Annotated in this window: 35 protein-coding genes and 1 pseudogene; 10 read left to right on the forward strand and 26 right to left on the reverse strand. The window is 46.0% G+C overall.

Going from position 1 to position 25744, the window contains the following annotated elements; all coding sequences use genetic code 11:
- Window positions 1-61: 61 nt before the first annotated feature.
- Together RS881_RS08770 and RS881_RS08775 are read right to left on the reverse strand one after the other, a co-directional pair.
- Window positions 62-1252 (reverse strand): tetratricopeptide repeat protein, encoded by a 1191-nt coding sequence (locus tag RS881_RS08770; protein WP_350340199.1) that lies wholly within the window; start codon window positions 1250-1252, stop codon window positions 62-64.
- Window positions 1141-1737 (reverse strand): hypothetical protein, encoded by a 597-nt coding sequence (locus RS881_RS08775; protein ID WP_315820728.1) that lies wholly within the window; start codon window positions 1735-1737, stop codon window positions 1141-1143. The genes RS881_RS08770 and RS881_RS08775 overlap by 112 nt, the downstream gene beginning before the upstream one ends.
- A gap of 331 nt (window positions 1738-2068) precedes the next feature.
- Between RS881_RS08775 and RS881_RS08780 the strand changes: the two genes are divergently transcribed.
- A complete protein-coding gene (locus tag RS881_RS08780) occupies window positions 2069-2599 on the forward strand; it encodes a hypothetical protein (protein WP_315820729.1) in 531 nt (176 codons plus the stop codon).
- A 214-nt stretch (window positions 2600-2813) separates the two neighbouring features.
- On the opposite strand, the gene RS881_RS08785 is transcribed toward RS881_RS08780, so the two are convergent.
- From RS881_RS08785 to RS881_RS08875, 19 genes are all read right to left on the reverse strand, one after another.
- Window positions 2814-3437, reverse strand: a complete 624-nt coding sequence (locus RS881_RS08785; RefSeq protein ID WP_315820730.1) for a PD-(D/E)XK nuclease family protein — start codon at window positions 3435-3437, stop codon at window positions 2814-2816.
- A 244-nt stretch (window positions 3438-3681) separates the two neighbouring features.
- Window positions 3682-4473 (reverse strand): 3'-5' exonuclease, encoded by a 792-nt coding sequence (locus RS881_RS08790; protein ID WP_315820731.1) that lies wholly within the window; start codon window positions 4471-4473, stop codon window positions 3682-3684.
- Complete coding sequence (locus RS881_RS08795; RefSeq protein ID WP_315820732.1) at window positions 4470-4610, reverse strand: hypothetical protein; 141 nt, start codon at window positions 4608-4610, stop codon at window positions 4470-4472. Before RS881_RS08795 ends, RS881_RS08790 begins: the two co-directional genes overlap by 4 nt.
- Complete coding sequence (locus tag RS881_RS08800; protein ID WP_315820733.1) at window positions 4595-5029, reverse strand: UvrD-helicase domain-containing protein; 435 nt, start codon at window positions 5027-5029, stop codon at window positions 4595-4597. Before RS881_RS08800 ends, RS881_RS08795 begins: the two co-directional genes overlap by 16 nt.
- 5 nt (window positions 5030-5034) lie before the next feature.
- Window positions 5035-5265 (reverse strand): hypothetical protein, encoded by a 231-nt coding sequence (locus tag RS881_RS08805; RefSeq protein WP_315820734.1) that lies wholly within the window; start codon window positions 5263-5265, stop codon window positions 5035-5037.
- Window positions 5262-5981 carry a UvrD-helicase domain-containing protein gene (locus RS881_RS08810; RefSeq protein ID WP_315820735.1) on the reverse strand — a complete coding sequence of 240 codons (720 nt, stop codon included), beginning with the start codon at window positions 5979-5981 and terminating at the stop codon, window positions 5262-5264. The genes RS881_RS08805 and RS881_RS08810 overlap by 4 nt, the downstream gene beginning before the upstream one ends.
- Window positions 5960-6121, reverse strand: a complete 162-nt coding sequence (locus tag RS881_RS08815; protein ID WP_315820736.1) for a UvrD-helicase domain-containing protein — start codon at window positions 6119-6121, stop codon at window positions 5960-5962. The genes RS881_RS08810 and RS881_RS08815 overlap by 22 nt, the downstream gene beginning before the upstream one ends.
- Window positions 6122-6132: 11 nt before the next feature.
- On the reverse strand, window positions 6133-6744 hold the full coding sequence (locus RS881_RS62220) for a hypothetical protein (protein ID WP_315820737.1): 612 nt from the start codon (window positions 6742-6744) through the stop codon (window positions 6133-6135).
- Entirely contained in the window at window positions 6732-7334 is a 603-nt protein-coding gene (locus RS881_RS62225) for a hypothetical protein (protein WP_315820738.1), read from the reverse strand. Before RS881_RS62225 ends, RS881_RS62220 begins: the two co-directional genes overlap by 13 nt.
- Window positions 7334-7726 (reverse strand): hypothetical protein, encoded by a 393-nt coding sequence (locus RS881_RS08830; RefSeq protein WP_315820739.1) that lies wholly within the window; start codon window positions 7724-7726, stop codon window positions 7334-7336. Before RS881_RS08830 ends, RS881_RS62225 begins: the two co-directional genes overlap by 1 nt.
- Entirely contained in the window at window positions 7654-8808 is a 1155-nt protein-coding gene (locus tag RS881_RS08835) for an exodeoxyribonuclease V subunit gamma (RefSeq protein ID WP_315820740.1), read from the reverse strand. Before RS881_RS08835 ends, RS881_RS08830 begins: the two co-directional genes overlap by 73 nt.
- A complete protein-coding gene (locus RS881_RS08840) occupies window positions 8754-9305 on the reverse strand; it encodes an exodeoxyribonuclease V subunit gamma (protein WP_315820741.1) in 552 nt (183 codons plus the stop codon). The genes RS881_RS08835 and RS881_RS08840 overlap by 55 nt, the downstream gene beginning before the upstream one ends.
- Window positions 9306-9323: 18 nt before the next feature.
- The gene (gene recD / locus RS881_RS08845) at window positions 9324-10709 is read right to left on the reverse strand and encodes an exodeoxyribonuclease V subunit alpha (protein WP_315824406.1); all 1386 of its coding nucleotides are present in this window, start codon (window positions 10707-10709) and stop codon (window positions 9324-9326) included.
- Entirely contained in the window at window positions 10667-11005 is a 339-nt protein-coding gene (locus tag RS881_RS08850) for a hypothetical protein (protein WP_315820742.1), read from the reverse strand. The genes recD and RS881_RS08850 overlap by 43 nt, the downstream gene beginning before the upstream one ends.
- On the reverse strand, window positions 10969-11142 hold the full coding sequence (locus RS881_RS08855; RefSeq protein ID WP_315820743.1) for a hypothetical protein: 174 nt from the start codon (window positions 11140-11142) through the stop codon (window positions 10969-10971). The genes RS881_RS08850 and RS881_RS08855 overlap by 37 nt, the downstream gene beginning before the upstream one ends.
- 130 nt (window positions 11143-11272) lie before the next feature.
- Window positions 11273-11890 carry a hypothetical protein gene (locus tag RS881_RS08860; RefSeq protein WP_315820744.1) on the reverse strand — a complete coding sequence of 206 codons (618 nt, stop codon included), beginning with the start codon at window positions 11888-11890 and terminating at the stop codon, window positions 11273-11275.
- A gap of 138 nt (window positions 11891-12028) precedes the next feature.
- On the reverse strand, window positions 12029-12700 hold the full coding sequence (locus RS881_RS08865; protein ID WP_315820745.1) for a GH116 family glycosyl hydrolase: 672 nt from the start codon (window positions 12698-12700) through the stop codon (window positions 12029-12031).
- 69 nt (window positions 12701-12769) lie between these two features.
- A complete protein-coding gene (locus tag RS881_RS08870) occupies window positions 12770-13996 on the reverse strand; it encodes a GH116 family glycosyl-hydrolase (protein WP_315820746.1) in 1227 nt (408 codons plus the stop codon).
- A gap of 187 nt (window positions 13997-14183) precedes the next feature.
- Window positions 14184-14813: a dihydrofolate reductase family protein gene (locus RS881_RS08875; RefSeq protein ID WP_315820747.1), complete on the reverse strand. Its 630-nt coding sequence runs from the start codon at window positions 14811-14813 to the stop codon at window positions 14184-14186.
- A 707-nt stretch (window positions 14814-15520) separates the two neighbouring features.
- Between RS881_RS08875 and RS881_RS08880 the strand changes: the two genes are divergently transcribed.
- Window positions 15521-16180 (forward strand): GlxA family transcriptional regulator, encoded by a 660-nt coding sequence (locus RS881_RS08880; protein ID WP_315820748.1) that lies wholly within the window; start codon window positions 15521-15523, stop codon window positions 16178-16180.
- A 15-nt stretch (window positions 16181-16195) separates the two neighbouring features.
- Here the strand turns inward: RS881_RS08880 and RS881_RS08885 are convergent, their stop codons facing one another.
- A complete protein-coding gene (locus RS881_RS08885; protein WP_315820749.1) occupies window positions 16196-17284 on the reverse strand; it encodes an adenylate/guanylate cyclase domain-containing protein in 1089 nt (362 codons plus the stop codon).
- Between the two features lie 387 nt (window positions 17285-17671).
- Here RS881_RS08885 and RS881_RS08890 point away from each other — a divergent pair, with 387 nt between their 5' ends.
- The 7 genes from RS881_RS08890 (at window position 17672) to RS881_RS08920 (ending at window position 22797) form a co-directional block, all read left to right on the forward strand.
- Window positions 17672-18103 carry an IPT/TIG domain-containing protein gene (locus tag RS881_RS08890; RefSeq protein ID WP_315820750.1) on the forward strand — a complete coding sequence of 144 codons (432 nt, stop codon included), beginning with the start codon at window positions 17672-17674 and terminating at the stop codon, window positions 18101-18103.
- On the forward strand, window positions 18070-18369 hold the full coding sequence (locus RS881_RS08895) for an NHL repeat-containing protein (RefSeq protein ID WP_315820751.1): 300 nt from the start codon (window positions 18070-18072) through the stop codon (window positions 18367-18369). The genes RS881_RS08890 and RS881_RS08895 overlap by 34 nt, the downstream gene beginning before the upstream one ends.
- Complete coding sequence (locus tag RS881_RS08900) at window positions 18366-18851, forward strand: NHL repeat-containing protein (protein WP_315820752.1); 486 nt, start codon at window positions 18366-18368, stop codon at window positions 18849-18851. The genes RS881_RS08895 and RS881_RS08900 overlap by 4 nt, the downstream gene beginning before the upstream one ends.
- 105 nt (window positions 18852-18956) lie before the next feature.
- Window positions 18957-21125 carry a ligand-binding sensor domain-containing protein gene (locus RS881_RS08905; protein WP_315820753.1) on the forward strand — a complete coding sequence of 723 codons (2169 nt, stop codon included), beginning with the start codon at window positions 18957-18959 and terminating at the stop codon, window positions 21123-21125.
- A complete protein-coding gene (locus RS881_RS08910) occupies window positions 21122-21364 on the forward strand; it encodes a triple tyrosine motif-containing protein (RefSeq protein WP_315820754.1) in 243 nt (80 codons plus the stop codon). Before RS881_RS08905 ends, RS881_RS08910 begins: the two co-directional genes overlap by 4 nt.
- Complete coding sequence (locus tag RS881_RS08915) at window positions 21361-21963, forward strand: sensor histidine kinase (RefSeq protein ID WP_315824407.1); 603 nt, start codon at window positions 21361-21363, stop codon at window positions 21961-21963. Before RS881_RS08910 ends, RS881_RS08915 begins: the two co-directional genes overlap by 4 nt.
- Window positions 21964-22032: 69 nt before the next feature.
- The gene (locus RS881_RS08920; protein WP_315820755.1) at window positions 22033-22797 is read left to right on the forward strand and encodes a LytR/AlgR family response regulator transcription factor; all 765 of its coding nucleotides are present in this window, start codon (window positions 22033-22035) and stop codon (window positions 22795-22797) included.
- A 4-nt stretch (window positions 22798-22801) separates the two neighbouring features.
- Here the strand turns inward: RS881_RS08920 and RS881_RS59195 are convergent, their stop codons facing one another.
- Both RS881_RS59195 and RS881_RS59200 read right to left on the reverse strand, forming a co-directional pair.
- Window positions 22802-23353, reverse strand: coding sequence for an MFS transporter (locus RS881_RS59195; protein WP_350340103.1), 552 nt, complete (start codon window positions 23351-23353; stop codon window positions 22802-22804).
- Window positions 23354-23376: 23 nt separating this feature from the next.
- Window positions 23377-24077, reverse strand: a pseudogene (locus tag RS881_RS59200) (MFS transporter).
- 42 nt (window positions 24078-24119) lie between these two features.
- On the opposite strand from RS881_RS59200, the gene RS881_RS08930 reads away from it, so the two are divergent.
- The gene (locus RS881_RS08930) at window positions 24120-25019 is read left to right on the forward strand and encodes a LysR family transcriptional regulator (protein ID WP_315820756.1); all 900 of its coding nucleotides are present in this window, start codon (window positions 24120-24122) and stop codon (window positions 25017-25019) included.
- A 54-nt stretch (window positions 25020-25073) separates the two neighbouring features.
- On the opposite strand, the gene RS881_RS08935 is transcribed toward RS881_RS08930, so the two are convergent.
- Together RS881_RS08935 and RS881_RS08940 are read right to left on the reverse strand one after the other, a co-directional pair.
- Complete coding sequence (locus RS881_RS08935; protein WP_315820757.1) at window positions 25074-25388, reverse strand: PQQ-binding-like beta-propeller repeat protein; 315 nt, start codon at window positions 25386-25388, stop codon at window positions 25074-25076.
- A 118-nt stretch (window positions 25389-25506) separates the two neighbouring features.
- A complete protein-coding gene (locus RS881_RS08940; RefSeq protein WP_315820758.1) occupies window positions 25507-25704 on the reverse strand; it encodes a hypothetical protein in 198 nt (65 codons plus the stop codon).
- Window positions 25705-25744 lie beyond the last annotated feature (40 nt).

The raw sequence follows: 25744 nt of genomic DNA on the forward strand, positions 1-25744 counted from the left end.
TCACGGTATATGACTTATATCAGATTCACCAATTCATCAAGAGAACCCTCTTCCGGGAGGTTTACCTTCTTGCGTAAACGTTGCCGGGCTTTTTAATCGCATCATAACTCACGCCCAACATAGCGGCCATATCCTTGGGAGGTAGTTGCAATTTGGTCAATGCGATCAGGCGGGTATCCGCTGCACTGAGATCGGGCATTTTGTCCCGGAGGCGGATAAAGAATCCCGGGTATACTTTTTCAAAGAGCTCCCGGAAGGTCCGCCAGTCTTCTTCCGTAAGGATCGTGGCATTGAGCAGGTGGTTAATGTTTTCCATCCGCTCCTTATTTTCCTGCAGGTCGAGCTGCTGTAATTGCTCCAGTTCTTGCCTGAATTGTTCTATGAGCTCGTTCTTTTCTTTGAGTTTATTGGTATAACCTGCCAGCTCTTGTTGGGCAAACTGTAACTGCTGCTGCGCTTTCTCCTGCGCCAGGGCGGCCAGTTGTATTTCTTTATTCCGCTTTAAACGTTGGCGGTTAACCCATAATAATCCTATGATACCCGCCAGCAACAAGGCCATCAATATGCTATTGCGGGCAAATACCTGCTGCCGGCGCTGGTTTTCCAACTCACTGATCGTATTGAGGTGTTTTTCTGTTTCCACTTTCAGTTTAGCCTGATCAAGCGTCCGGTTATTGCGTATCGTGGCCAGGCTGTCTTTGTATAATAACAGCGAGTCCGCATAATACAATGCCAGGTTCGTATTGCCTTTGAACCGGTAATACCGGTACAGGTTTTCGTACCAGTTTTTAAGCGATCCAATCCCCTTAAACCTATATACATAGGGTCGGGCAGCCTCCAGGTATTGTTGCGCCATATCGGCCTTGCCCTCACTAATGTAAATGGTTGATAATACCATGGCGGCGTTGATGGCGCTGCCCCATTCGGCTGCCTTGATGCTGCCGGCATAATCCAACTGTAATAATGGCAACGCCAGTGAGTCCTTTCCTTGCAGGTGATAGGTATAACCCAGGTTGCCATAGGAGAGCGACATATAAAAGGAGTCTTTTACGGCCGCGGCAGAACGATGTGACTTGTTAAAATAATAAATAGCCGAATCATATTGTTTAAGCTGTTGATAACACAACGCAATACTGTTTTCTACACTGGGAAAATAAATGACCGTTTGCCAGTATGCCGGAACGGCAATGGCTTCCTGGTAATGCCGGATGGCTTGTTCATATTCTCCAAACCGGTAATAACATTCGGCCAGGCTACCGGCATACCGTTTCGTGTAAGGGTAATTGTCAATTCCTTTTGTTCAAAGAAGTAACGGGCTTTTTGCATGTATTCAAATGCCGGTCCGAATCTGTTCAGTACAAAATAATAATCCCCTATAAAATACCAGCATTCAGCAGCTACCATGGGCCATCCTTTACTCCTGGCATCTGCTTCTGCCTTCAGCATAATATCAACACTTTGTGGCAGGCCCCGGTAGCGTGTAGACTGATACACCCGTTGCACCAGCCAGGCCTGCTGCATGGGAAGTTCTTGATGTTGATCACGGTAAGTTTGCTCTGCCTTTTGAAGTGAAGCTATGATTGTAGCAGAGTCTTTTGTTTGCAGTAGGTTTTTGTACCATTCCCATACCGTTTTAGCCTGTTCGTCTGTTGAATAGGAAGCAGGCATATCTGGTTGGGCATGTACTACAAAAGCAGCCAATAGATAGAGCCATAATAGGAATGACTTTCGTGTCAAGGCTAGACAGTTAGTTGGTTAATGATACGAAAATACAATTCATGTATAACTATTCTTATGATTACGAATATTTTGTAAGGTTTTCCAATAATGTTAATAACTGATAATGCAGCTTATGAGGCAGTATCATATATTTGAATATATATATTGTTATTGTTCAGGTCTGTCGTAACTTTAACTATGACTCAAACAGCAATTCAGCGGCAAATAGAAATCATCCGGCAAGCTTCAGCCGAAGCCCGGAAGAGCAAAGAGTCTGCTCGTCAATTCCTCATTGAGGCTGGTATCATCAAAGACGAGCAAAAGAAAAAGCCTGAAGAAAAAGAAATAAGTGGCTTACCACCAGCCTTTCCAAATTACAGGTTTTCACAGTTGTGATCGCGAACTGGGATTACGTTTGTTAAACGGTTCAGACGAATTAAGGCCCAGCGACAATCCTTGGGATTGGTTAGGGCCAGGCGTTTATTTCTGGGAACAAAACCCTTATCGTGCTTTGGCTTATGCTGAAGAAGCAGCACGCAGGCATCAAAAATTCAGTGGTAAAATTGCAACTCCATTTGTTATTGGAGCCATTATAGAATTGGGAAACTGCTTGAATTTAATTGAGCCCAATTCTATTAATATAGTTAAAGAGGCCCATACCAGTTTGTTTGAAACAGTAACTGCAGGTGGTGAGGATATGCCTTTAAATAAAGGCGCAAATCGCCAGCTTGATTGTTCGGTTATTAAATTTGTACATCAATCAAACAAAAATAAAAATATGCCCCGCTATGATACTATTCGGAGCCCTTTTCAGGAGGGGGACCTATCTACGAGGGTGCGAATTTTACCGATCGGCTGCATATTGAAATTTGTGTATTGAACACGAATCTAATCAAAGGTTATTTCTTGCCCAGACCGGTTGAAGAGTTTAATCCATATTTGAATAGGGAGTTTATTTAATAAGGGACTGTATTTAAAGACAGGTAAAGTCTTTCCAATTTTCTCTTCCTATTTGTTTCCAATGATCTTCTCCAAAGCCTGTATCTTCTCCAGCGATGGCTTATGAGTAAAGATACCAGTTTCACTATTGGCCCTTACCCCCTTACAAATAGGTAGATGACGCCTCCAAATTGCGTATGGTAATCAAATTGAGTTAAACGGCTTTCCAGGTACTTCTTAACTGCCAGCGTATAAATGAGGTATTGCAAATGATAGTTGTGTTCATTCATCGCCTTTACCAATGCTGCCGGTGAATAATCAGCCAGCTCATTGCCCAGGTAATTCGATTTCCAATCAAGAATATAATAACGCCCTCCCTGCTCAAAGAAGAGGTCGATCTTTCCATTCATCATTCCTTCCAGTTCCTGTCCCGGCATACCATGCAGGTTCCTGATCAATATACTGACCTGGCTATCTGAAAGCCCATGCAAGGTTTCCGGTGGAAATGCCGGTACGGGAAAATCAAACTCAAATTCCGTCATCCGCTTATGCCAGCTTATATCCGAAAGGGTAAACGGGTTGCCTTCTCCGCCGATATTGGTATACAATACCTGTTGCAGCATTTCATGCAGCATGGGCTGGTAGGCTTCCTGCTGTCCGGGTACAAATCGGCGGATGGCTTCTTCCAGCCATTTATTCCATCGACTGTCATCGCCAAAATGAATGTTCTCAAAAATGAAATGCAGGAAGTTGCCCGTTTTCGCACCACGCCGCAGCACATGAAAAATGAAATTGTCATAGGCTTCCGGTAAGGGAATGACCGGGGAGGCGCCTGCTGTTCATTTTTGGCAGCCAGCATAGTATAGCTCAGCTTACGCCAGTGCTCCTCTTTCAAGACAAAATGTACGGGCTGCGTCCTTGCCGATGTTTTCTGTGCCATCGGCTGCCGGTAAGGCAGGGCGGTAGCCTCGGGCCCATTTTCCTGAAAAGCAATCAATGCATCCGTATTATTCTTCAACGTGTTTACAAAAGTGGCCAGCGTAGAAGATTTATAATGCAGGTTCCTGAATATATAACAGCCATATACCCCCGGGTAATGGCCACATATAATAAACGACGGTTTTCCTGCTCAGCTTGTACCTGTTGCCAATGCAGCTGTTTGTCTGATAACCGGGTTCTTTCTGCACCTACATAATCGCCGTTATCCGGATCCCGGAAGCTGAGGAAGTCTTGTGTTTTACTTTCTACAAAATCCAGGAAAGGCGCCAGCACAATATTGTACTCCAATCCTTTACTCTTATGAATGGTGACGATCTTTACCGCTTCCTCATCACTTTCCATCCGTTGGGTATATTCATCGCCTTCAGACATCATACCATCAATTCCTCTCTTGAGCCAGGACAGCAATTCTGGTACCGATAATCCCTTCCGGCTCTCCGCCTGGTGTACCAATTCAATCAGTTGGAAAAGGTTGGTAATGATGCGCTCTCCATTTTCTGTTTGCATGGCCAGTAATACCTGCTTTACACGGAAGTCGGCCACAAAATCCATGAGCGCGGTGTAAATACCATCCTGTTGCCAGCGGTTCTTATAACCGGTAAACAATTCCAATACTGCTCCGTCATCCAGCGACAGCAGTTGTTCTGTTGTAAACCCTGTGAAGGGCGATAATAAAGCCCGGTTAATCGTCGACCGGTCGGGCCGGGCAATGGCTTCCATCAGGTACAATAGGTAACTGGCGTCGACTGATTGCAAAACTTTTGTATCATCGATCGTTACCGATGGGATACCTCGTTTTGACAGGCAGGCTTTCACCTCACGGCCCTGTTTTCCCGTACGTACCAGGATGCCAATATCTGATGGTAGGATATTGCGTACCTGCCCTTTTTATCAATCTGGTATTCCTTATCCTGCAATAGTAAGGCTACCTGGTCGGCTACCGCTTCCAACAACAGGTTTTTCCTAGGCAGGGAAAAATAGTGATCGGGGGCGCTTCCACACCAGCTTCCAGTAAACTACCCTTGGTATTGGGGCTGGGGCTGTCAACAGCGATATAGTCGATGGCATTTTCCTGCTCTTCAAAATAGAACGTATCGAAATCCTTTTCAGGCAGGAAGAACTGGTTCATACCGGCAATCATTCTTTCCGATGACCGGTAATTGTGGTTCATGCCATAGAGATGCGTTACCGCATCCCTTGCTTTAAAATAGGTAAATATGTCCGCCTTGCGCCAGGCATAAATACTTTGCTTGGGATCGCCTATATAAAAGAGGATGGTGCCTGTGCCAAAGGCAGTATTGAATATTTCAAATTGCTGCCGGTCCGTATCCTGGAACTCATCAATAAAAACAGCTTTGTATTTTTTGCGCAATACCGTTACCAGCCTTTCCCTGTTTTTCCTGCCAGCGCATGGTGCAGGTTATGGATCAGGTCATCATACCCCAATACATTATTTCTTTCTTTAAACAACTGGATGCCCTTTCCCGCTTCTTGTATGGCCAGGTAGTAGAGCTGTTGATAAATAGATTGGCGAACAGCCTCCCTTGCTTCCAGTATCAGGTCATGTTCCGCAATAGCCTTCAGCAGGTCGGGAAATAACTTGATCACATAGGCCGTACTTTTTTGTCGCGTACTATTTCTACAAAGCCGGCAGGATCGGAGAGGCTGGGCAATAATGTTTTTTTGGCGTTCGCATTTCCTTCACACAGCGTTCTTAATTCGCCATCATTATCGGTGATATAAGCATGTAACGTGGTTTCCTTTGCAAGGGCCTGCTCTTTCAATAGCCGCAATTGCTGCAGCCAGGCATCCTGCTTACTCTTATTAATAACGTAATGCGTGCTTTCTATATAACCCGGATATTTTTTACCGCTTGAATGGTTTTTCAATACCTCCTTCAGATAGTCCCTCAATGATTCAAACCATATTTGGTGCAACAGGTCGGCAGGCAAGGTGGTAATATGCCTGCGCCAAAACTTATTGAGCTCTTCCTCAATTACAGGAGCAAAATCAGGCTGCATATCGGCCCCAAATAACTGGAAGGTTTCAAAGGCAAATTCATTCAGCGCCTGCTGGCAAAAACTATGAATGGTCAATACCGAGGTTTCATCCAGGAACAGGAGGGCATCTTTGAGTTGTTGCTGTACGGGTTCAATACCTTGCGCTGTGATGGCTGATTGTACCAGCTGTGCAATATTGTTATCTCCGATCTCCTTTCCCTCAGCTGATTTATAAGCGCTGCGAATAAAAAGACGTACCCTGTCCTCCAACTCTGCTACCGCCGCCTTGGTAAAGGTGACCATCAAAATTTCCTTGATGGACAATTTCTTTCCAATACCAACCGCAATACCAAAATGGCGATGGAATAGGTTTTGCCCGTTCCCGCACTGGCTTCAATGAGGTTACTCTCCTCCAGCGACACGGTGGAGGCATTGAAATCATGGTATTGTTTAGACTTGGTCATGTAGTAAACTGTTAATCAAAATAACCGGGAAACACTTCTGCCAGCGGCATAAGGATATGCCTCGCAATAACTTTGTATTGTTCCAGCGCTTCCTCCCTGTTATAAAACCCTTTCCGGTATTCCGGTACTATATAAGGATCATCACTTAGTTCCATCTTTTTTTCTACCAACTTCCTGAATTGCTCAAGATCAAGGTCCGCTACCTGCTTGGGTTTTATATCGAAATCAGGATAGAAAGCGGAGAACCCCGTAAACCCTGCTTTGTAAATGGATACCAGCTTCGTTAAACGTTGCAGGGCTTCCGCTTTATTGATAGGAACCGCCATATAGGCCGCTTCCTTTTTGGCCCCTGATATAAATACAGCACCCGTAATTTCATCGGCTGCCACGCCTGCCAGGTAGCGGATATAGGCTTCGGTCAGGTACTTGGTTTCATTCCTCGACCAGGATACGTGTACCAGCTTTTGATCAAATACACCCCTGATGGTGCCTTTCAATATACTGTTGCCAATAGAAAGGGTAATGGATACAGGTTGTTCCTTGGCCTGGTTGGTAATGCCTTCATACAAACTACGTACGGGTATTACTTCTTCTTCTACCAGGTTGAGTGTTACCGTTGCCATGTTTTTGAGGGCAGTCCACCCGTCATGAGCAGTTTACCCTGCAAGGCGCCTCCGGCCTTGGTGGTAAGTAGGCGGTTCTTTAATTCCCATTGTTGCAGCTTATTCAAACTGAACAGCTCCGTATCGTCCAGCAAAACCTGCTCATCACCATAATAAATACCCAGTACTTTATTGTAGTAAACCTTAAACGGGTTCTTAAAAAAGCGTACCAGGTCGTCCAACATGATCTCTTCAAAGTTCAATGCCTCTGTAGGTTTACCTGGTTGTATAATGGCTTTGCCTGTACCCGTTGCTGCGTCCAGGTAATTATACAATCGTTGGTCTCCCCGGGTATACTGATGACTAAAACTATGCAGTGGTTGAAGCGTTACCAATTGCGCCCTTACTGCTTCCGGATTTTCCGTACCTGCTTCTATATAATCCAGTAACTCATCTATTAGTGCCGATGGCGGGAGTAAACTATTGTCTTTGGCATTTTGCCCCCGGTAGCTGATGTACAGGTATTCCCTGGCCGAAAGAATGGTTTCCAGGAACAGGTGTTTATCATTTTCTTTCACATTCCGGTCACCCTTTTGCCGCTGCCGCGTCATCAGGTTAAAGCTGGCCGCCTGCTCCGCCGGGGAAATTTGTCATAATCCAATCCCATCAAGGCTACTACCTTAAAGGGGATGCTGCGCATGGGGATCATGGAACAAAAAGTAATACCACCATTGGCAAATAAACTGCTGTGTGTAGTAGCAGCCAGCAATTGCAGGAAATTGTGCCCAAACACCTCGAAGGAGATCTCCTCCGTCATGTATTCATACAACAAGTTGTATTCTGCCAGGTGTTTCATCAACACATGGTAATCATCATCCGTATCTTCCTCCGGTTCTAATATCAGGTTGTGTAATAAATATTCAACGTATTCTACCCAGCCTGCAATAGCGCGGGCGCTTTCCTTTGCCGGATAGCATCCATCAGTATCTCCGCAAAATGACAAAAACGGATGATCTCCTGCGCTTCACTTCCTTCCAACAGGTCAAGCGGGTAAAAACGATCTGTACCTGCTGTGTAGACCATATCACCGCTCATGCAAATGCCAAACATGATCCGTTTGATCCCATATTCCCAACTCACCAGGTGCGTATCATCATCTTTCCGCCCATCCAACCCAAAGCGGATATTGGCAGCATCCACTACCTGCCGGATACGCCCCAGATCGGTAAGGCCAAAACGTTTGCGGATCAGTGACGAGTCCAGCAATTGTAATATCGCCTCTGCTTTAAAATTTTCCTCATTCAGTAGTAGAATGGTGTGCAAGGCTGTAAAAATATTATCACTCTCACTATAACTTTCGTCGGCAATGGTAAACCTGAACTGGTAGGGCGCATTGCTGAATACAGCCTTTATATACGGCGCATAACTGTCTATATCACTCACCATGACCACAATATCCCGGGGCGAAAGCGTTTCTTTTCTTTTATCGATCAGGTGTACCAGGTAATTGTACAATACCTCTACCTCACGCGCTACCGTATAACAGGCATTGATATGTATCGATCCATCCGTAAGATCGGCTTGCGTGAGAGGGTTGCGGCTGGTGGTGGCCGCATTGAAAATGTCGTGCTGTATTTTGTGCAGCAGGTTATCCGGAACCGGTGGCAGGATGCCGATATCGTCATAAGCATTTAAAAACTCATCGTGCTGGAAAAACAAGGCAAAGGAATCCTGTACCACGCGGCCCCAGCTGGTAAGCAAGGTATTGCCAATCATATTGCCCTCTACTTGTTTGTACCCTTTTTGCCGCCAGTTGGCCAATTGCTTTTCACTGCGGTCCTCAAACCAGTATACCAGTGGAGCCGGGTTGATAAAATAGAAATGCACGTCTATGATGGACGACAGTTCAAATAGTATCTGAACGTGATAGGCCGTAATAATGGATAGGCCAAACAGCTGCAACCGGGGCAGGCGGGCTGTGAGTTGCGCCCGGGTAGCTGGCTCTTTCAATTTGTCCAGTATCCAGGTGCTTACCATCGTTTTATCGGGCAATGCATCACCCGCTTCTTTTTGGCACTCCTCCATAAATACTGTTGCCAGCTTTGATCGGCATCATTGGTACTAACCCCTTCATTCCATTGTTTGATCAGTTCTGGCCGGTACACCTGGTATTGGTCAAACAGGTCGGCTACTTTTTCTGCCAGCGCTATCCGCCGTGTATCTTCATCTGTTCCCGCATGCGTGAAATAATCGGCTATGGCAGGGAAACGGGTAATGAATTCTTTTTCTCCCAATAGTTTAAATAATAACCAGCTAAGATTAGCAGCGGAAAGCATTTCCGAATAGGTGCCCCCCAGCAGGTAATAAAGCTGGTGTACCAGTTCATTGGGTTTCAGGAAACGGCAATTGGCAGTAATACCTATCTGATGAGCTATTTGCAGCTTCAGCCAGTTATTCATGCCTTCCGTTTGCGTTACAATATAGTGGGGATCAAATACACTTTCGCCAGCTTCCGACAAGCTCCCCGCCAGCCCCGTAGCAAGGCTATCCAATGAATTTGAAATTTTCAGGTACAGTGCCATTGGCTTATTGCGTCGTAATTAGAAAATAAGTTCCAGTTGCCCGGGTTGAAAACGGGCGCCAATTCCAGAGGCCCTTTCTACTACCCGTTGTGCCGCTGCCAGTATTGTTTCTTTTGATCCCTGTACATACACTTTTTTCTTAGCCCGCGTAACCGCGGTATACAACAATTCCCGCGTAAGCAAGGGCGAATCGGCCAGTGAGGGCAGTACTACCAGTACTTCATCAAATTCAGATCCCTGACTTTTATGGATCGTCATGGCAAATACCGTTTCTGCTTCACTAAGGTACCCGGGCATGATGCTTTTGATCGTTCCGCTACTGTCTTCAAACCAGGCCATCAGCGTGCCTTGTTCATTGGCGCGTATGATACCTGTGTCCCCATTGAATAATCCATGCTCATAATAATTCCGCGTCAGGATAATGGGGCGGTTCTCATAAAATGGAACAGTATATTGGATCAGCTTTTTATTATCCAGGTATTTTTCTATCCTGTTATTGATGGCGTATAAACCCTGTTCCCCTTCCCGTACGGCACACAATACCCGCAAGGCGTTCATTTTTTTGAGTGCTGCTGGTATATTTTTTTCCCGGATGAAATCGGCATAGCCAGCTATGAACTTTTCAAACAACTCATGACTGTACAAAGGATCAATAACTACCTGCTCATCCTGGGCAGGCGGGATGAATTGCTGCAAAGCCCCTGCATCATTTCGTATTACCGCCTTACTAAATGAACCTATGCCCGAATGACCTCTAAAACGATGGCTGCGGCGTAACTCTACCAGGTGCTGAAATAAAGGATGCCCATGCTGTTTGCTGATATGGCTATTGCCTATACGGTACTTAGGCTCATCAATAAATTCATTGATCAGTGAAAGTCTTTCACTGGTAAATTGATTAAGCGTAGGCTGCGCCAGGCAGAGATCGCCAAATAAACTGCCTGCTTCTACTGATGCCAGCTGATCTTTATCGCCCAACATGATCAGCCGTGTGCCAGACGCAATAGCATCCAGTAATTTGGCAAATAAGGCAACATCGATCATGCTGCACTCATCTACGATCACTACATCAAAATTCAATGGATAAGCCTGGTTGTGTTTGAAGTAGGGCGTATTGGGCATCGGTTTAAGCAGCCGGTGAAGGGTGGAAGGGTGCAGCGATTGGAACTTTTCCCGGATCGAATCCTCCAATGGTATGGTAGTTTGCCGTAGGCTCTCCGCCATACGGGCGGCTGCTTTTCCCGTCGGTGCTGCCAGTGCCACTTTCAAGTCGGGATTCGTAGCATACAGGATAGATAATATTTTAGCCACCGTAGTGGTTTTACCCGTACCTGGGCCGCCCGTAATGATGGTGAAATTGCTCAGGATGCCCGTAATGGCGGCTGCCAGTGGCCAGTCGGCCAGATCGTCCTTGAATCCAAAGCGCCAGGCGCCGTTTTATGAAATAATTGACTGATATAGGTTTGGTGCTGACGTAATAGCGCCAGTCGTTGGGGCAATTGCTCTTTTTCTTCTGCCAGGAATTGCCTTATGCGCTGCAGGAAACCTGTTTCATACCGGAAATACCGCTGTAGGTAAAGCCTGTTCTGAAACAACACAAAAGGGTGTTTGTCATTCCCATTTTTGCCAACCAGGGGAATACTTTCCAGCGACTGACCATTGCTCAGTAAATGATGGTAATAAGGAGGCAGTTCTTCCACATTGGCCCCCAGCTTATCCAGGTAAAGGCAAATATGGCCTTCACTAAGTTTTTGGATAATAGATAAGCGTACGGTTTCAATGCCGGTATCCCAAAGTATTCGGCAAACTGCTGGTGAACATCATTGAGCGCATGCATGGGCGCAAGTTAGCTTATTGCCCCAATAAGTGAACCCGTTTTTATGCACCTAGGGCCCTCCAAAACAGCCGGCAAGCGGGCATTGGCGCCACTGTTTTTGTTGAAAGAATTGAGCGTCGTGGGAGATTGCTTATTGAAACGAAACCGTCATGGATTGATTGGTTTGAATCAGGACTGGCGATGCAAGCCTTACCACCAGTTCAGTACCCTGCTGTGTATAGTGGGCTGGCACCAGTTGTTTATTCACCACCACTGAAACAGACTTGAACTTTGTTGCCTTTACGTTTTCCAGGCTAATGCTTTGTAACCGCAGTACACCATATTTTACGGTCAAACTGTGTTGCTGTTTTGTTCCTATTACCTGTTGTAAATAAGTTCCCCAGCCGGCGGCTGCCGTGAAAGCGGCTTTAAAATTGTCCTTATTCCATTGGGGAGCAAAACGAATATGACCCTTGGGGCCGTGGTATTCAAAGCCGCAGGCAGTAATAAAAGTACCATAACTGGCCATAGCCCGTGCGTAGTGGTCACTGCATTCTATTTCATTGAAAGGATTTCTTTTGGCTGCATGATAGCGGTCATGAATGGCCCTGGTTAATACCATTGCTTCATTGGTCATGCCTTCGGCCATCATATGACTGGCTACCTGGTGTTCAAATCCACTCATGCACTCATGAAAATAACCCAACTGCCAGGTCACATCCTCGCCATAAGATTGCGGTTCATTAGAAGGGTTCGTATTCATCACCATCCCCCTTCGCCTGCTAAGGCATAAGGCCGGCCGCCTGTATGCGTTTTAATATACGGGCCTACATCCGGTGCAAAATTGTATTGCCACAATGAGCGCAAAGCCTGCAAAGTTTTTCTTTATCCCATAACCTGCCCAGTCCTACCTGGAAAGCCCAGCTTTGTCCAAATACCTGGTCAATATGACAGGTGTTGTAAGAGCCCAGTTTTTCCTGCCTTGGATGGCATCGGGGCGATGAATAAAATAGGAGCCATTGAATAATTTGTCGGCCATATTCTTGCTCCCCTTTGCTACATATTCCTTACAAGTGTTTGCAAAAGAGGGATCACCTACTTCTTCAGCCATCAATTGGGCTGCTTTTGTGTCAGCAATACCAAGCCCAACGATCCACGCAATCTCTCCTTCCCATACCGCATCCAGCGTATTTTCCATGGGCGTATCCGTCATGCCGTCTCCATTCTTATCCTGTGCCAGCAGGAAAACGGTGGCCTTTTTTATTTGGGCCCAATTATTTTTTAGGAAGGTATCGTCAGTGCTCATCTGGTGTTCCCGGTAAATGCGCAGGATTACCCCGGCTTGTCCATCAATGGCCGGCCGGCTTTCATATTCTGCCCGAAAGATAATGCCTCCATCTTCCCGCAAGGCAATGCCCAGGTCGGTTCTTTGCCTGGTATCTTTCTCCAGCGAAGGGAAGATCCTTCCTGCTGCCTGTGCATACATCCATACATGCGTACAATTGCCCTCACAGGCATTAACGCCTTCCCATGCCCAAAAACGATCCGTCCCAAAGCGATACGTATTGGCTGTGGCCAACGTGCCAATATTTAACAGCGACCTTTCTAAAAACCAATGCGGTAAAGTGGAGTCATAATAGGTTTGTTGCTACAGCAGGGTTTGACCAAAAAGCTGTTGAAAATGTTGGGCAATATAGGCGCCTGCTTCACCAGCATTTTTAAAACGCTTACCATAATAGTAACCTTCTTTGGTATCCTTCAATTTAGTCAACTTGGGAAGCGGGTGATTGAAGTGCCAACTGAGCACAAAATTGGCTTCTACTGTTTTTCCGGGCGCTACCACCACCTGCGTGCTAATAGAACCGACTAATTTTTCAGTCGCTGGTTTTTCAACTGGCAGCAGATCCTGTTTGGTAAAGGTGGCGTTGTCAACAGGCCAGGGTGCTGCATTCGTATTTACCTTTCCACCACCTCCCACCAGCGTAATGCAGGTGCTTCCCTCATCCACGGTAGTGGGGGTAGCCAGGTTCGTTGCTTTGAAATCACCCAATATACTGCAATAGGTATCCTGGTGGATGGCTGTGTTTTGCCTTACGCCATCAGGTTCCTTGGCGCTGATCTTTCTAGCCCCATTTTCAAACCAGCCAACGATGGATGCTGTAAGCCGGTGGTTGGTTTTATTTTTCAGGGTAATTGAATAAATCGTAGCAGGAATGGCCGAGCTGTCTGCATCCAAAGGGATGAATATACCACCTGCTTTTACGATGACCTCTACCGGGCAACCAGCCTCCAGGTAATGAATGGTTGCTGTAGGATAGGTGGCCTCAAACTTAATTTCCTCCCAATCTTCCTCCTTTAATTCTTTGATCAACACATGGCCATTGTATTCCAGCTTGATGGCAAATCCCTGTTCCAATACCCGCTTGTTGGAGGCAATAGCTGGCTCCACATAACTGGCGCCATCCCGGTTGCGCACTTTTACTTCCTGAGTACCATCATTCCACAGTACCGTTTTAGGGTCAATACCTTCCCTCGCGTCGTTGTAAATACCCCAAAGCCATAGGCGTCCATCGCCACCCAGGTAAACTGTGCCTGCATGTAATCCGCCAGCCGGCATACCAATGTATTTAAGCTCATTCTTCGACTTGAGATAAGTGGTCACATGTGTCCTTTGGTACAATGATCTTACCCAGGCTGGGTCCAGGTTTTTATTGGCAGGTATATTATGAAGCGGCTGCTTACCTATTGAAACCAGTTCTATCAATTTCTTCGTCCATAAGGGCAGCTTAAATGAAAGTAAGCCAGCAGAGGTTAATCCGGCTTGCCCAATGAATTTACGGCGCGAAGCAATGGTTCTTTCATGAGTTCCCTGCATTTTTGATTGAATCACCCTGGTGAATGACTTGCTGGTAAAAGGAGACTGCTTAAAGCTATGAATTACCAACAACCTGTAAAAGGTAGGTAATTAGCAGGGCTAAATAATGCGGAATCGTTTGCGCTTATTATAACTCCCAGCAAGGTAGGAGAGGCCGGCATCAGCAAGGCAGGAAGGTACTGGTAGGTCAGGCGATTTTCAATAAAGGCTTTGGACGCTCCCTGCGAACGGAACGGCCGGATCGGGCAACCTTTTCATAATAAAGCACCACCACCCCCGAACTGAAGGCCTTGGTTTTTAACAGCCGGAGAGGATATTGTTGGTTGCTTTGCTGGAACAGGGGAATACCCTTGCCCAGCGTTACGGGGTGCACCCATAATACAAATTCGTCGATCAGTCCCAGTTTCATTAACCGCTTTACAATACTGCCACTGCCAAATATGATGATGTCCAACCCGGGCTGCTGTTTCAGGGCGCTTACCTCTTTGGCAATGTCTTTCCTGATCAACCGGGCATTGCGCCATTCCACCGTGCGCAACGTTTTGGAGAATACGATCTTGGCGTAATTGTTCATCTTGTTGGCGTAGTCACAGTCCAGCCTCCCATAGCTGCCGTTATTGCCTTCATAAGGCCAGTAACTGGCCATGGCCTGGTAGGTAACCCGTCCCAGCATAATACTGTCAATCAGGCACAACTGTTCATACGCAAAACTGGCCATTTCATCATTCCACAGCGGAAAATGCCAATCCAATTCTCCGTGAGGGCCGGCCATGAAGCCGTCGAGGGTCATATTGATCGATACAATTATTTTACGCATCAGTTTCTTCTTTGCTCCTACAAATCTACACAGCGAGGGTTGCCTCCATAGCGTGTGGTTGCGACTAATTGAGGGGTTCTTGCGACATGAAAACCAAGGGAATGGCAGGAATTGGGACATGGCGCGGGGCGCAAGGCCGGCAACCCCTGGTTTTGAACCAAATGACTATTTGAATGTTTTATAATGTCCTTAAAATAGTAATGCCCTGTCATCAAAAATCGTTTGAATGTGTAACCATATTGTTATAAATTTGGTTCCACAGAACTGATTTTTTACTCCCCTTACAGTATTCCACATGGCATTTACCTGCCCGGTGACCAGTCATTGCTTTACATGATCCGGATGGTCCGTAAGGATTATCCGGCCAACTAAACAAATAAAAAATACGGATGAAACACATATCTATCCTGGTGCCCGAAGAGGCAGTTTTAACAAGTATTACCGACCCCCGCATGATCTTTACAGCCGTCAATGATTTTCTGGCTAGAGCGGGTCAACCTCCCTGTTTAAAGTAGAGCTGGTAGGACTTACCAAAGAAGTGCGTTTAAACCAGGGCGCCTTTTCTGTACATGCCGATGTACTACTGGAGGATGTTAAAAAAACCGACCTCATTTTTGTGCCAGCCCTTAGCGGCGACCTGGTAGTAGCCCTGAAAAAAACAAAGGTTTCATTCCTGGATCGTAAAACACCACGCCAAAGGAACCGAAGTGGCCAGCCTTTGTATTGGTGCATTCCTGTTGGCTTCCACCGGCCTCCTCAATGGGCGCAAATGCTCTACCCACTGGATCTATGCCAATGAATTCCGGGATATGTTTCCTGATATAACCCTCGTGGATGATAAGATCATTACGGAAGAAGAAGGCCTTTATTCAAGCGGTGGCGCCAATTCTTATTGGAACCTCCTGGTATACCTGGTAGAGAAATATGTAGGCCGGGAAATGGCCATTTTTGCTTCCAAGTTCTTTGCCGTGGAGATAGACCGGAAAAGCCAATCACCCTTTATCATGTTTAATGGACAGAAGAAACATGAAGATGAACCCATCCGGCAGGCACAGGAGTTTATTGAAAAGAATGTAACCGAAAAGATATCCGTAGAAGAGCTGGCTGTAAAATTTGCCATTGGCCGCCGGCACTTTGAAAGGCGTTTTAAGAAAGCCACCAACAATACCCCTGTGGAATACATCCAACGCGTGAAAATAGAAGCTGCTAAAAAGCAACTCGAAAGTAGCCGGAAGAATGTAAATGAAGTGATGTATGAAGTAGGCTATTCCGATACCAAGGCTTTCCGGACCGTGTTTAAGAAGATCACCGGCTTATCACCCATCGACTATAAGAATAAATACAATAAAAGAGCAGAAGTGGCCTAGGTTACAAACCCGCTGCTAAGCCGGTTTTAAGGCCACCAGCATCACTTCTTTTTCTTTGCCTTTGAGCTTAATGGCGCCCAATGAACGGATGATGTAGTTTCTGACCGAATACAATTCTGATAAGAGGTCAGAGGAGGCAATCACCTCTTCATTGAGGTCCCCGCATTTGTCTAGTATGCGGGAAGTAGTGTGCAATACATCGCCCGAATACGTAATATCCCTTTTAATAATACCCACCTCTCCTGCAATGACCCTTCCGCAATGCATGCCCGCTTTAAAGGTGGGTACCAGCCCATAACGCTGCAGGTATTTGCCTTGTAGCTTTTGGATATGCAGTTTCATGTCGAAGAAACACCTGATACATTGCAGGTTTTCCTTGCCATCTTCATAATTCCAGGCTATTACCACTTCATCCCCCACATATTGATAAATATTCCCCTTGTTTTCCAGGATGGGCGCTGTGATATCCGCAAAAAAATCCTTCAGCAATGCATGGTACGTTTCATTGCCCAATTGCTCCGCAATGGTGGTGGAAGCATTCAGGTCCAGGAACATGAATATCCGCTTTTCTTCTTTGGGCGTATTATAACGGCCCATGATAATGTTCCAGAAATCACCCTGTCCAAATTTGCGGTTCACCTGCAGCAATAGCTGAGTAATGCCTACTACAAATCCCCAGAAAATAGTGGCTTTGATATGCGAACTGTCTTTTAAGAACTTTTGAAAGGCTGCCCACGAAACCGGATCAGTCAATGACTTTCCCGTACGCATGGGCACCAGGATCACACCCATCAATACCGAAATAAAAGCTACAATAAGCAATAGCGAAATACAAACAATGAAGATCGTATAACCATAAGGCTTGTCCTGGTATTTTACATTGACATAAAATACCAGCAGGCTGCCGCCTATCAGGGCCCCTACCAAACCGGCCCCAATATTGCGGGTGGCTGAAATAGTAAAAGAATATTTATCCGATAAACCCAGCGTATTGTCTGTAAGCAATACCAGCAGGTCGTAAACCGTCATCAACAATCCCATGAGCATCCAGGCAATGACGATCACTAACAGTTGTTTGAATTTTAGTTGAGTTCCCCTGTTCACTACCTGAATATTTATTGTTTGAAGGTACAGCCAAATGAACAAATACCGGATGTGTAAAAGGACTCTGAAAGGGCCGGTTGCGACTTTCCGCCGGCTCACCCATTCCTGTGAATGGCTCATTGAGGTTTCCCCTTCCCGCCTTTGTATTACAATTTTGGATAAGGATGGAGCCTGTACATCCGCTTTCCCTTTGAAGTGTATTACCTAATTATAAGTTATTAACATGAAAAACAACATCATAAAAATATGCCTGTTTTTGCTGGTCGCAACAGCTGTAAGTTGTAGCAAAGGGGAGGCGGCGGTACGCCACCGCCGGTTACACCTCCTCCTGTTGCAACACCACCAACCATCAGTACCATTGCACCCGACAATGGTGTATTCAATACCGTGGTAACCATTACCGGTACCAATTTTTCAACTACCCCGGCCGACAATGAAGTGAAATTTAACAATAAAGCGGCCAAGATTACCAGTGCCGCTACCACCCAGCTCGTTGTCGAAGTGCCCAAGGGTGCAGGAACAGGCGCTGTAACAGTAACCGTAAAAAGTAAAACCGTTACAGGCCCTGTATTCAATTATACCTATACCATAATGGTGTCCACTGTAGCAGGCAGTACCAAAGGCTACCAGGATGGGGTGGGCGCTGCTGCCCAATTTGATGGCCCACGTGGAATTTGTATCGACCCCAGGGTAATCTCTTTGTATCGGATCATTATAGCCAAAAGATCAGGAAGATCACTTTGTCGGCCGATGGAATTGGCACCGTATCCACCTTTGCCGGCAGCGTGCGGGGATTGGCTGAAGGACCTGGCTCGGTAGCCCTGTTCTGGAATCCACAGGGTTTATGCAGCGATCCTCAGGGCAATATCTTTGTAGCCGACCAGGGTAATGATCGTATTCGCAAAATTACACCAGGTGGTATCGTGTCTACATTTGCCGGTAGCACAATAGGCTACCAGGATGGGGCGCCAGGCACTGCCAAATTCTTCGGCCCGGAGGATATTACCATTGATGCCCAGGGTAATTTTTATGTGGCTGATGCCAACAATTATAAAGTGCGGAAGATTACCCCTCCGGCAATGTGAGTACCCTGGCTGGCAGTAATTGGGGATACCTGGATGGTAATGCAACAGCCGCCCAATTCTATACACCTCGTAGTATTTATTGCGATGCCAATGGTATACTCTATGTAGCTGATTATTTTAATGCAAAGATCAGGAAGATTACAGCTGCTGGAGTCGTTACTACCATTGCCGGTACCACTGCAGGCCACCTGGATGGACCCATTGCTACGGCCAAATTTGATGGGCCAAGAGCCATGTGGGTAGATGCACAGGAAAATATATACCTGGTCGACGATCGCAGCAATACCCTGCGTAAAATAACCAAGGCTGGCATGGTCATTACAGTAGCCGGCAAACCCGATCTTTCTTTTTCAGGATTCCAGGACGGTGATCCGTCCGTAGCCAAGTTTATGAGCCCTTCCGATATGTGTGCCGATACCCAGGGCAATCTCTATATCGCCGATTTTAATAATCAGCGTATCCGGAAAGTTAGTTTTGAATGAGGAAAAATATCATACCCCGTTTGTTGTAATGCAATCAGTTGCTGTAATGATGCCATATGAAAGCCGGTCAGCAGAATTAGTAGTAATTTACAAAAAAGAACCGGCATGGAAGGCATCCGCCCATATGGCCTGCTGCTGCTGGCAATACTGAGTTGTAAACTGTTAACAGCCCAATTGTCCGATAGCCTTCGCTTCAAACGCCTGGGAATGGAAGATGGACTGCCCGATGCACAGATAACGGGCATTGTTCAAGATAAGGATGGGTTTCTGTGGATAGGCACCTCAAATGGGTTAAGCCGTTATGATGGTACTGAATTCAGGAACTTCTTTTACGACCGCGAAAAGAATGCCTTACCTGGCAACAATATCACCAATATCCTCTCCTATGATTCCAATCACCTGGTGATCGCTACTACCACCGGCCTTTCACTACTTAACATACACACCTTGCAATTCAGGAACTTCCTGGTGAAAAGCAAGCCCGTGATGTTTAGTCGCGACAACTCTTTTAGGTCCGTGGTGGTCGACTCCTTCCACAATATCTGGGCAGGCACCCGTACAGCCCTTTATTGCTTAAGCCCTCAACTCGATATTTTGAAAGTATACCGGGGATACAGCGAAAAGGATTATAACCAGGAGCGGATGAATTATGTAGGCATCCTGGAATTATTGCCTGGCAATGAAATATTGGCAACACTGGAAGACAGGCATACTGATCAAGGTGGACTGATGGTGTACAATTACCAGGCTGATACCTTACGGCCGCTGCGAACCCTTACCCGGCATCCTTACCATATTTTGAGTGACTTCATTTCGGGAGGCAGGTATTTTAATGAGAAAGGCAATATTCAATTTATAAAATTCGGGGACGATAGCCTAAGTATTTTCGATCCGGTTACCCAAACCTTGCAATCCAGGCAGTTTCTATTGCAGAATACTGTTATGGGATATAAAAACCAGGCCATTCATTTGGTTAAGGCTGGCGATCAGTCACTGGTCTGTGTTTTTCAGGAAGGCGGTTTTTCCAACCTGCCTTCCTCTTTTATTACCCAAAAAGGAACTATTCATTTATTCAGGCAGTTTGCCGATAAAACCATCAATGCTATCCGGGAAGATAAAGCTGGCACCCTTTGGCTGGCCACTTCAAACGGTTTATTCAAATCCGTAGGTACCTCAAAAATGTACAATCCATCCTGCTGGATAACAATAAGCAAACCGTTTGGAATCTTTGGAAGATATATTTTATTGATGATACCGTATGGGTGGCGGCAGAAGCCTCCGGTTTTTAAGCTCACCAAAGAATTGACCTTGCTGGATAATATTGTAATGAATAAAGACCCGTTGTACCGGATTGCCTGGAGCGTACTGAAAACAGGTGCCAAAGATACCTTATGGCTCAATACCCAGGTGGGCGCCAGGTGGTATAACCCCGCTACAAAAAGTACCGGCCTGCTGGCCATTAAAGGAAAGCCGGCAGCTTTGGATGAGAAACCCGTCACAGTAGCTTTCAAAGACAGCAAGGGCCTTACCTGGATGGGCATTGGGTTTGGCAATGGCGTGGCACAATACAATCCTGCCAGCCGTACCTTTATCCACTATCCATCGCGTGAGGGCGATAACCGCCTGCCTATCCGGTACCCCCTTGCTATAGCCGAAGATCATGAAAGCAACTTATGGATGGGTAACCAGGATGGTGCTGGTTTAGTGCAGTGGAAAAGAAACCTCAATCACTTTGAGATCATTACCCCCGATTACTTCTCCCTGTTCGATAATGCCTTCATCAATGCCCTGTACTGTAACCAAAAAGAAGTACTGTGGATAGCCACCAATAATGGCCTGTTCAGCTATCATATTCCTACCCATCACTTTACCAAATACGATGTAGCACAGGGATTGCCTTCCAATGCCATCACCAGCATTACTGCAGATGATAAAGGAAGGATATGGATAGGCACTTCCAATGGCCTTAGCTGTTTCCAGGTCAGCGAAAACAGGTTTGTGAATTTCATGCATCCCAATTCACTGCCCGAAACCGGAATAACCGATGTCGTATTCGACCCCCGTTCCCGAAAGATATTCTTTACCACCAACCATTACCTCAATACATTTTATCCCGATCAATTGATGGCCGAATCGCCTGCATTGACTATAAAAATTACCAATGTAACCATTGACAATGCCGACCAGCCTGTGCGGCCCAATTATGTGATCCCCACAACCAGAATGATATTAGCTTCAGCTTTACCGCCATCAACCTGGCCGATGGTCCATTGAATAAATACTTCTACCGGCTCAAAGGGCAAGATTGGATTGGGGTGGGCCATCAGCGGCAGATCAATTTTCTCAACCTGCCGGCAGGCGATTACTCCTTTTCTTTAAGGGCGGTAAACAATGCCGGAACATGGAGTAAGGAAACTACTGTGCATTTTACTATCCGGCGCCCCTGGTGGCAATCCTGGTGGTTCCTATTGGCTTCCCTGGCGCTGGTAACCGGGTTGATCACTTTTTGGTGAAGCGAAGGATCAGGAATATCCGGCATGTAGCGGAAATGAAACAAAAAATAGCCGAGACTGAAATGATGGCCTTAAGAGCCCAAATGAACCCCCATTTTGTATTTAATTGTATCAATAGCATTGATGCCCTGATACAAAGCAATGATAAATACCATGCTACCGTATACCTGAATAAGTTTGCCAAATTACTCCGTAACATACTGGATAGTTCCAAACAAAATAGCATTACCCTGGCCAAGGACCTGGAAACATTGCAATTGTACATTGACCTGGAACAGCTGCGTTATGAAAACAAGTTCACTGCCTCTATTCATGCTGATGAATCCTTACTGCAGGATGATTTTAAAGTGCCGCCCCTGATCGTACAACCCTATGTAGAAAATGCTATCTTACATGGACTCAGGAATAAGCCCGGTAATAGGGGTAGGCTGGTGGTTACCATAACCAAAAAACAGGAGCATATTGAATTTGTGATTGAAGACAATGGCCTGGGCAGAGATGCTTCTAAAAACAACCTGTCAGGAAAGAATAGATCCTATGGTATGCAAATGAGCAGCGACCGGGTAAGGTTTTTAATAACGAAAGCAATGCTTCAGTAGTTGTAACCGATCTTAAAAAAATGGTGAAGCCGCCGGTACAAAAGTGCAGGTACTTTTAAAAATGCAATAATGTTAACAGCCATCATCATAGACGATGAACAAAAAGGACGGCTTGCCTTGCGGGAAAAGCTGCACCACTATTGCCCGGAAGTAGTACTGGCCGGTGAAGCAGCCGATGGGGTAGAGGGCCTGCGGCTGATCAAAGAAACAAATCCTGCCATCGTTTTCCTCGATATAGAAATGCCCCGCATGGATGGGTTTCAAATGCTGGCCCAGTTACCCGATAAGCATTTTCACCTCATTTTCACCACCGCTTATGACCAGTATGCCATCAAGGCCATTAAATATGCCGCTTTTGATTACCTCCTCAAACCCGTGGATATAGAAGAACTTAGAGCCGCCATTGAAAGAGTACAGGACCAGCCTTTGGAACCCACAGCCGAAAAACTGGAGGTATTGCAACAAAACCTGCAGACCAAACATTTCCTGGATAAAATTGCCATTCCAACAATGGAGGGACTGCTCTTTTTCAATACCGCCGATATTATACACCTGGAGGCACAAAGTAATTATACCGTCATCCATTTTACCAATCATCCCAAACTGCTGGCCAGCCGTACCTTAAAGGATTTTGGTGTGCTGCCCCCTCATATATTTTTTCGTACCCATCACTCCCATATCATTAACCTCAACTACATCAAACGGTATATCAAAGGCGATGGTGGGCAAATTGAAATGCAGAATGGCAATTGCGTAATGGTAGCCAGGCGCAAGAAAGAAGAATTCCTCAGAAGTTTGGCCATGGCTCATAAGTATCCCCATCAAAGCAGGTGAATCACTATTTACCACTCACCTTTCCACTCACCATCGTTACCCCAACCGCCAGCACCACCAATATAGCTCCCACCCAGGGCGTAGCACCTAACCCAAATGGAGATGCCACGATCAGGCCGCCGGCATAAGCGCCAATAGCAATACCGATATTAAACGAAGCAATATTAAAGGCCGAGGCTACATCTTCCGTACCAGGTAAATACCGTTCAGCAGTTTGCACCACATACAATTGCAGGCCGGGCACATTGGTAAAAGAAAGCGCCCCCATAACGAACATCGTAATGATACCAACAACCGTGTAGTGAACCGTAAACGTAAACAACAACAATACCAGCGCCTGGAAAATAAACATCCAACGCAACGCCTTTAAAGGATTCTTATTGGCCGCCTTGCCACCAACAATATTACCAATAGCAATAGCTACACCATACAGCAGCAGTACCACATTGACCACCGATTCCGACAACCCCATGATCTCCTGCAGAATGGGCGAAAGATACGTGAAGGCAACAAACGTACCTCCATATCCCAGCGCCGTCATTAAGAAACCCAGCAATAAACGTTTATTTGTAATGACTTTTAACTGCGTTTTGAAAGAAGCTGCTTTTTCATTTTGAGGTTATTGGGTACCAGTATCCAACTGGCCACCAAACCAATTACCCCCAACGCGGCCACTCCAATAAAAGTAGCCCGCCAGCCAAATTGCTGACCAATAAAAGTACCAAAGAGTACACCCGTTACAATCGCTACCGTAAGGCCCGCAAACATAATGGCAATAGAAGACGCTCTTTTTTCGACGGGTACCAGGGCTGCCGCAATGGTAGATCAATAGAGAAAAACACCCCATGCGCAAAACCAGTAATGATACGGGCAATGACCAGCGGCACAAAGCCCGGCGCCAGCGAAGCCAGCCCATTGCCTATTATAAATAAAGCCATGAGAGCGATCAGTAATTGTTTGCGCGGAATACGACTGGTTAAGGCTGTAAGGATGGGGGCGCCAATAGCTACTCCTATAGCATACAAACTCACCAGCAAGCCGGCTGATGGGATCGGGATATGCAGGTCGTTGGCCATGGTGGGCAACAGACCAACTATTACGAATTCGGTAGTGCCGATGCCAAAAGCACTGATGGTCAATGCCCAAAGGGCAGCAGGCAACCCCTTACTGCGCTGCGTTTGTGTACCGTTTTCTCCTGCCGGTAGTTCAATAGATTTTGTAAGCGTGTTCATATATTTTAATTTGACTGGGCAAAATTCAGCAAAAAGAACTATTAGCATAATAGCTTAAATTATACATTTGTATCAGAAAACTGATAATGTATGATACTCAATCTGGAGTGGCTCAGGACCTTTAAAGCGATCTATGAAAAAGAAACGTTAACAGGCGCTGCAGAAGCTTTGTACATATCCCAACCCGGTGTAAGCCTGCACCTCAACTCATTGGAAGCCTATACCGGATACAAATTATTTGATCGCTCCGCCCGAAAAATGGTGCCAACAGAAAGAGGTAAAGTGTTGTATAATTTTGTATTGGAACCTCTCAGTAAACTGGAAACGGCCGAGGAGCTTTTCCATAAAAGTTCCAAAGCCGATAGGGCTACCATCAGTATCGGCATGTGCTTTGAAACATTTCAATTCACCCTGGAGAGACATATTTCCTCCCTGCCTTTTAATGTCATCATCAAGTTTGGTGAATATCCCCAAATGATCCATGACCTGGATAAAGGATTATTGGACCTGATCATCACACCCCATAAGGATGATCAAAAGGGCCTGGAATACCAGCCCTTCTCTAAAGAAAGGATTGTATTGGTATGCGGCTCAAAGACCAACCTCAAAACCTTAAACCCTTTAATAAAGGATAATAAGCCCAAGGAAGCCGAAAGCTGGTTAAAACAACAACTATGGTACAGTACAGCCGCTGATATGGGGCACCTGAAAAACTTCTGGCAACTGAACTTTAAACGCCACCTCGATTTTAAGCCCAATTACATTGTACCCAATATCAGTTCCATTGTGCGTTGTTTAAGCGGTGGTCAGGGCTTTTCCGTATTGCCCGACTTTTTATGCAAAGAAGAGATCACCACCGATAAGCTGAAACTGGTATGGGAGGGGCTGCACGTTGTTGAAAACACCTTGTATTTTGGCACCCGCAAGAAAACCCTCTATGAAAAAGAGATCAACATGGTTAAAGATATTTTTACCAACCAACTCCTATAATGCGCAAAGCCAGACCCTGAGATCCAGCTTTGCTTTATCATGGCTCTACTTATTTCAATTTTTCAGGGCAAACGCTACCACATAATCTCCCATTTTAGTGCCCAGTTTACCGTGCCCTCCGGCTGCGATTACAATGTATTGTTTTCCATCTAAGCTATACGTCATTGGAGTAGCCTGACCACCCGCGGGCAACAGGTATTTCCAAAGCTCAGCGCCGCTATGCGTATCAAATGCGCGGAAGTGTCCATCGCGCGAGGCCGCTACAAAGATCAGGTTACCCGCTGTTACAATAGCTCCGCCAAAATTGATCGATCCCCATTTGGGTGCATCCGGATACTTGTCGGGGTCCATCATATAACCCAGCGGCACTTCCCATTTTTAGATCCCGTACGCAGGTCAATGGCTAGTAACGTACCCCAGGGTGGCGTAGTTTGCATGACCACTCCTTTACCCTCGGCCGCTACTTTGAAAAGATAATCCCTGTTCATCACATAGGAGTACCCCGTTGATAACCTGTTTCCCCTCTTACCACTTTACTGCTTTGCCCTTCCAGTTCACTTATCTTTTCCCGTGGCACCATACGTATAACAGCAGGCAACAGGTTGATATTGGTGATCAATACCTGTTGATTGGGATCTACACACATACCGCCCCAATGAATGCCACCTGCATTGCCGGGTGTCATGATAGAGCCTTGGTAGGAGGGCGGTGTATAAATACCCTTA

Source organism: Paraflavitalea speifideaquila, assembly GCF_032395985.1.
Taxonomy (GTDB): Bacteria; Bacteroidota; Bacteroidia; order Chitinophagales; family Chitinophagaceae; genus Paraflavitalea; species Paraflavitalea speifideaquila.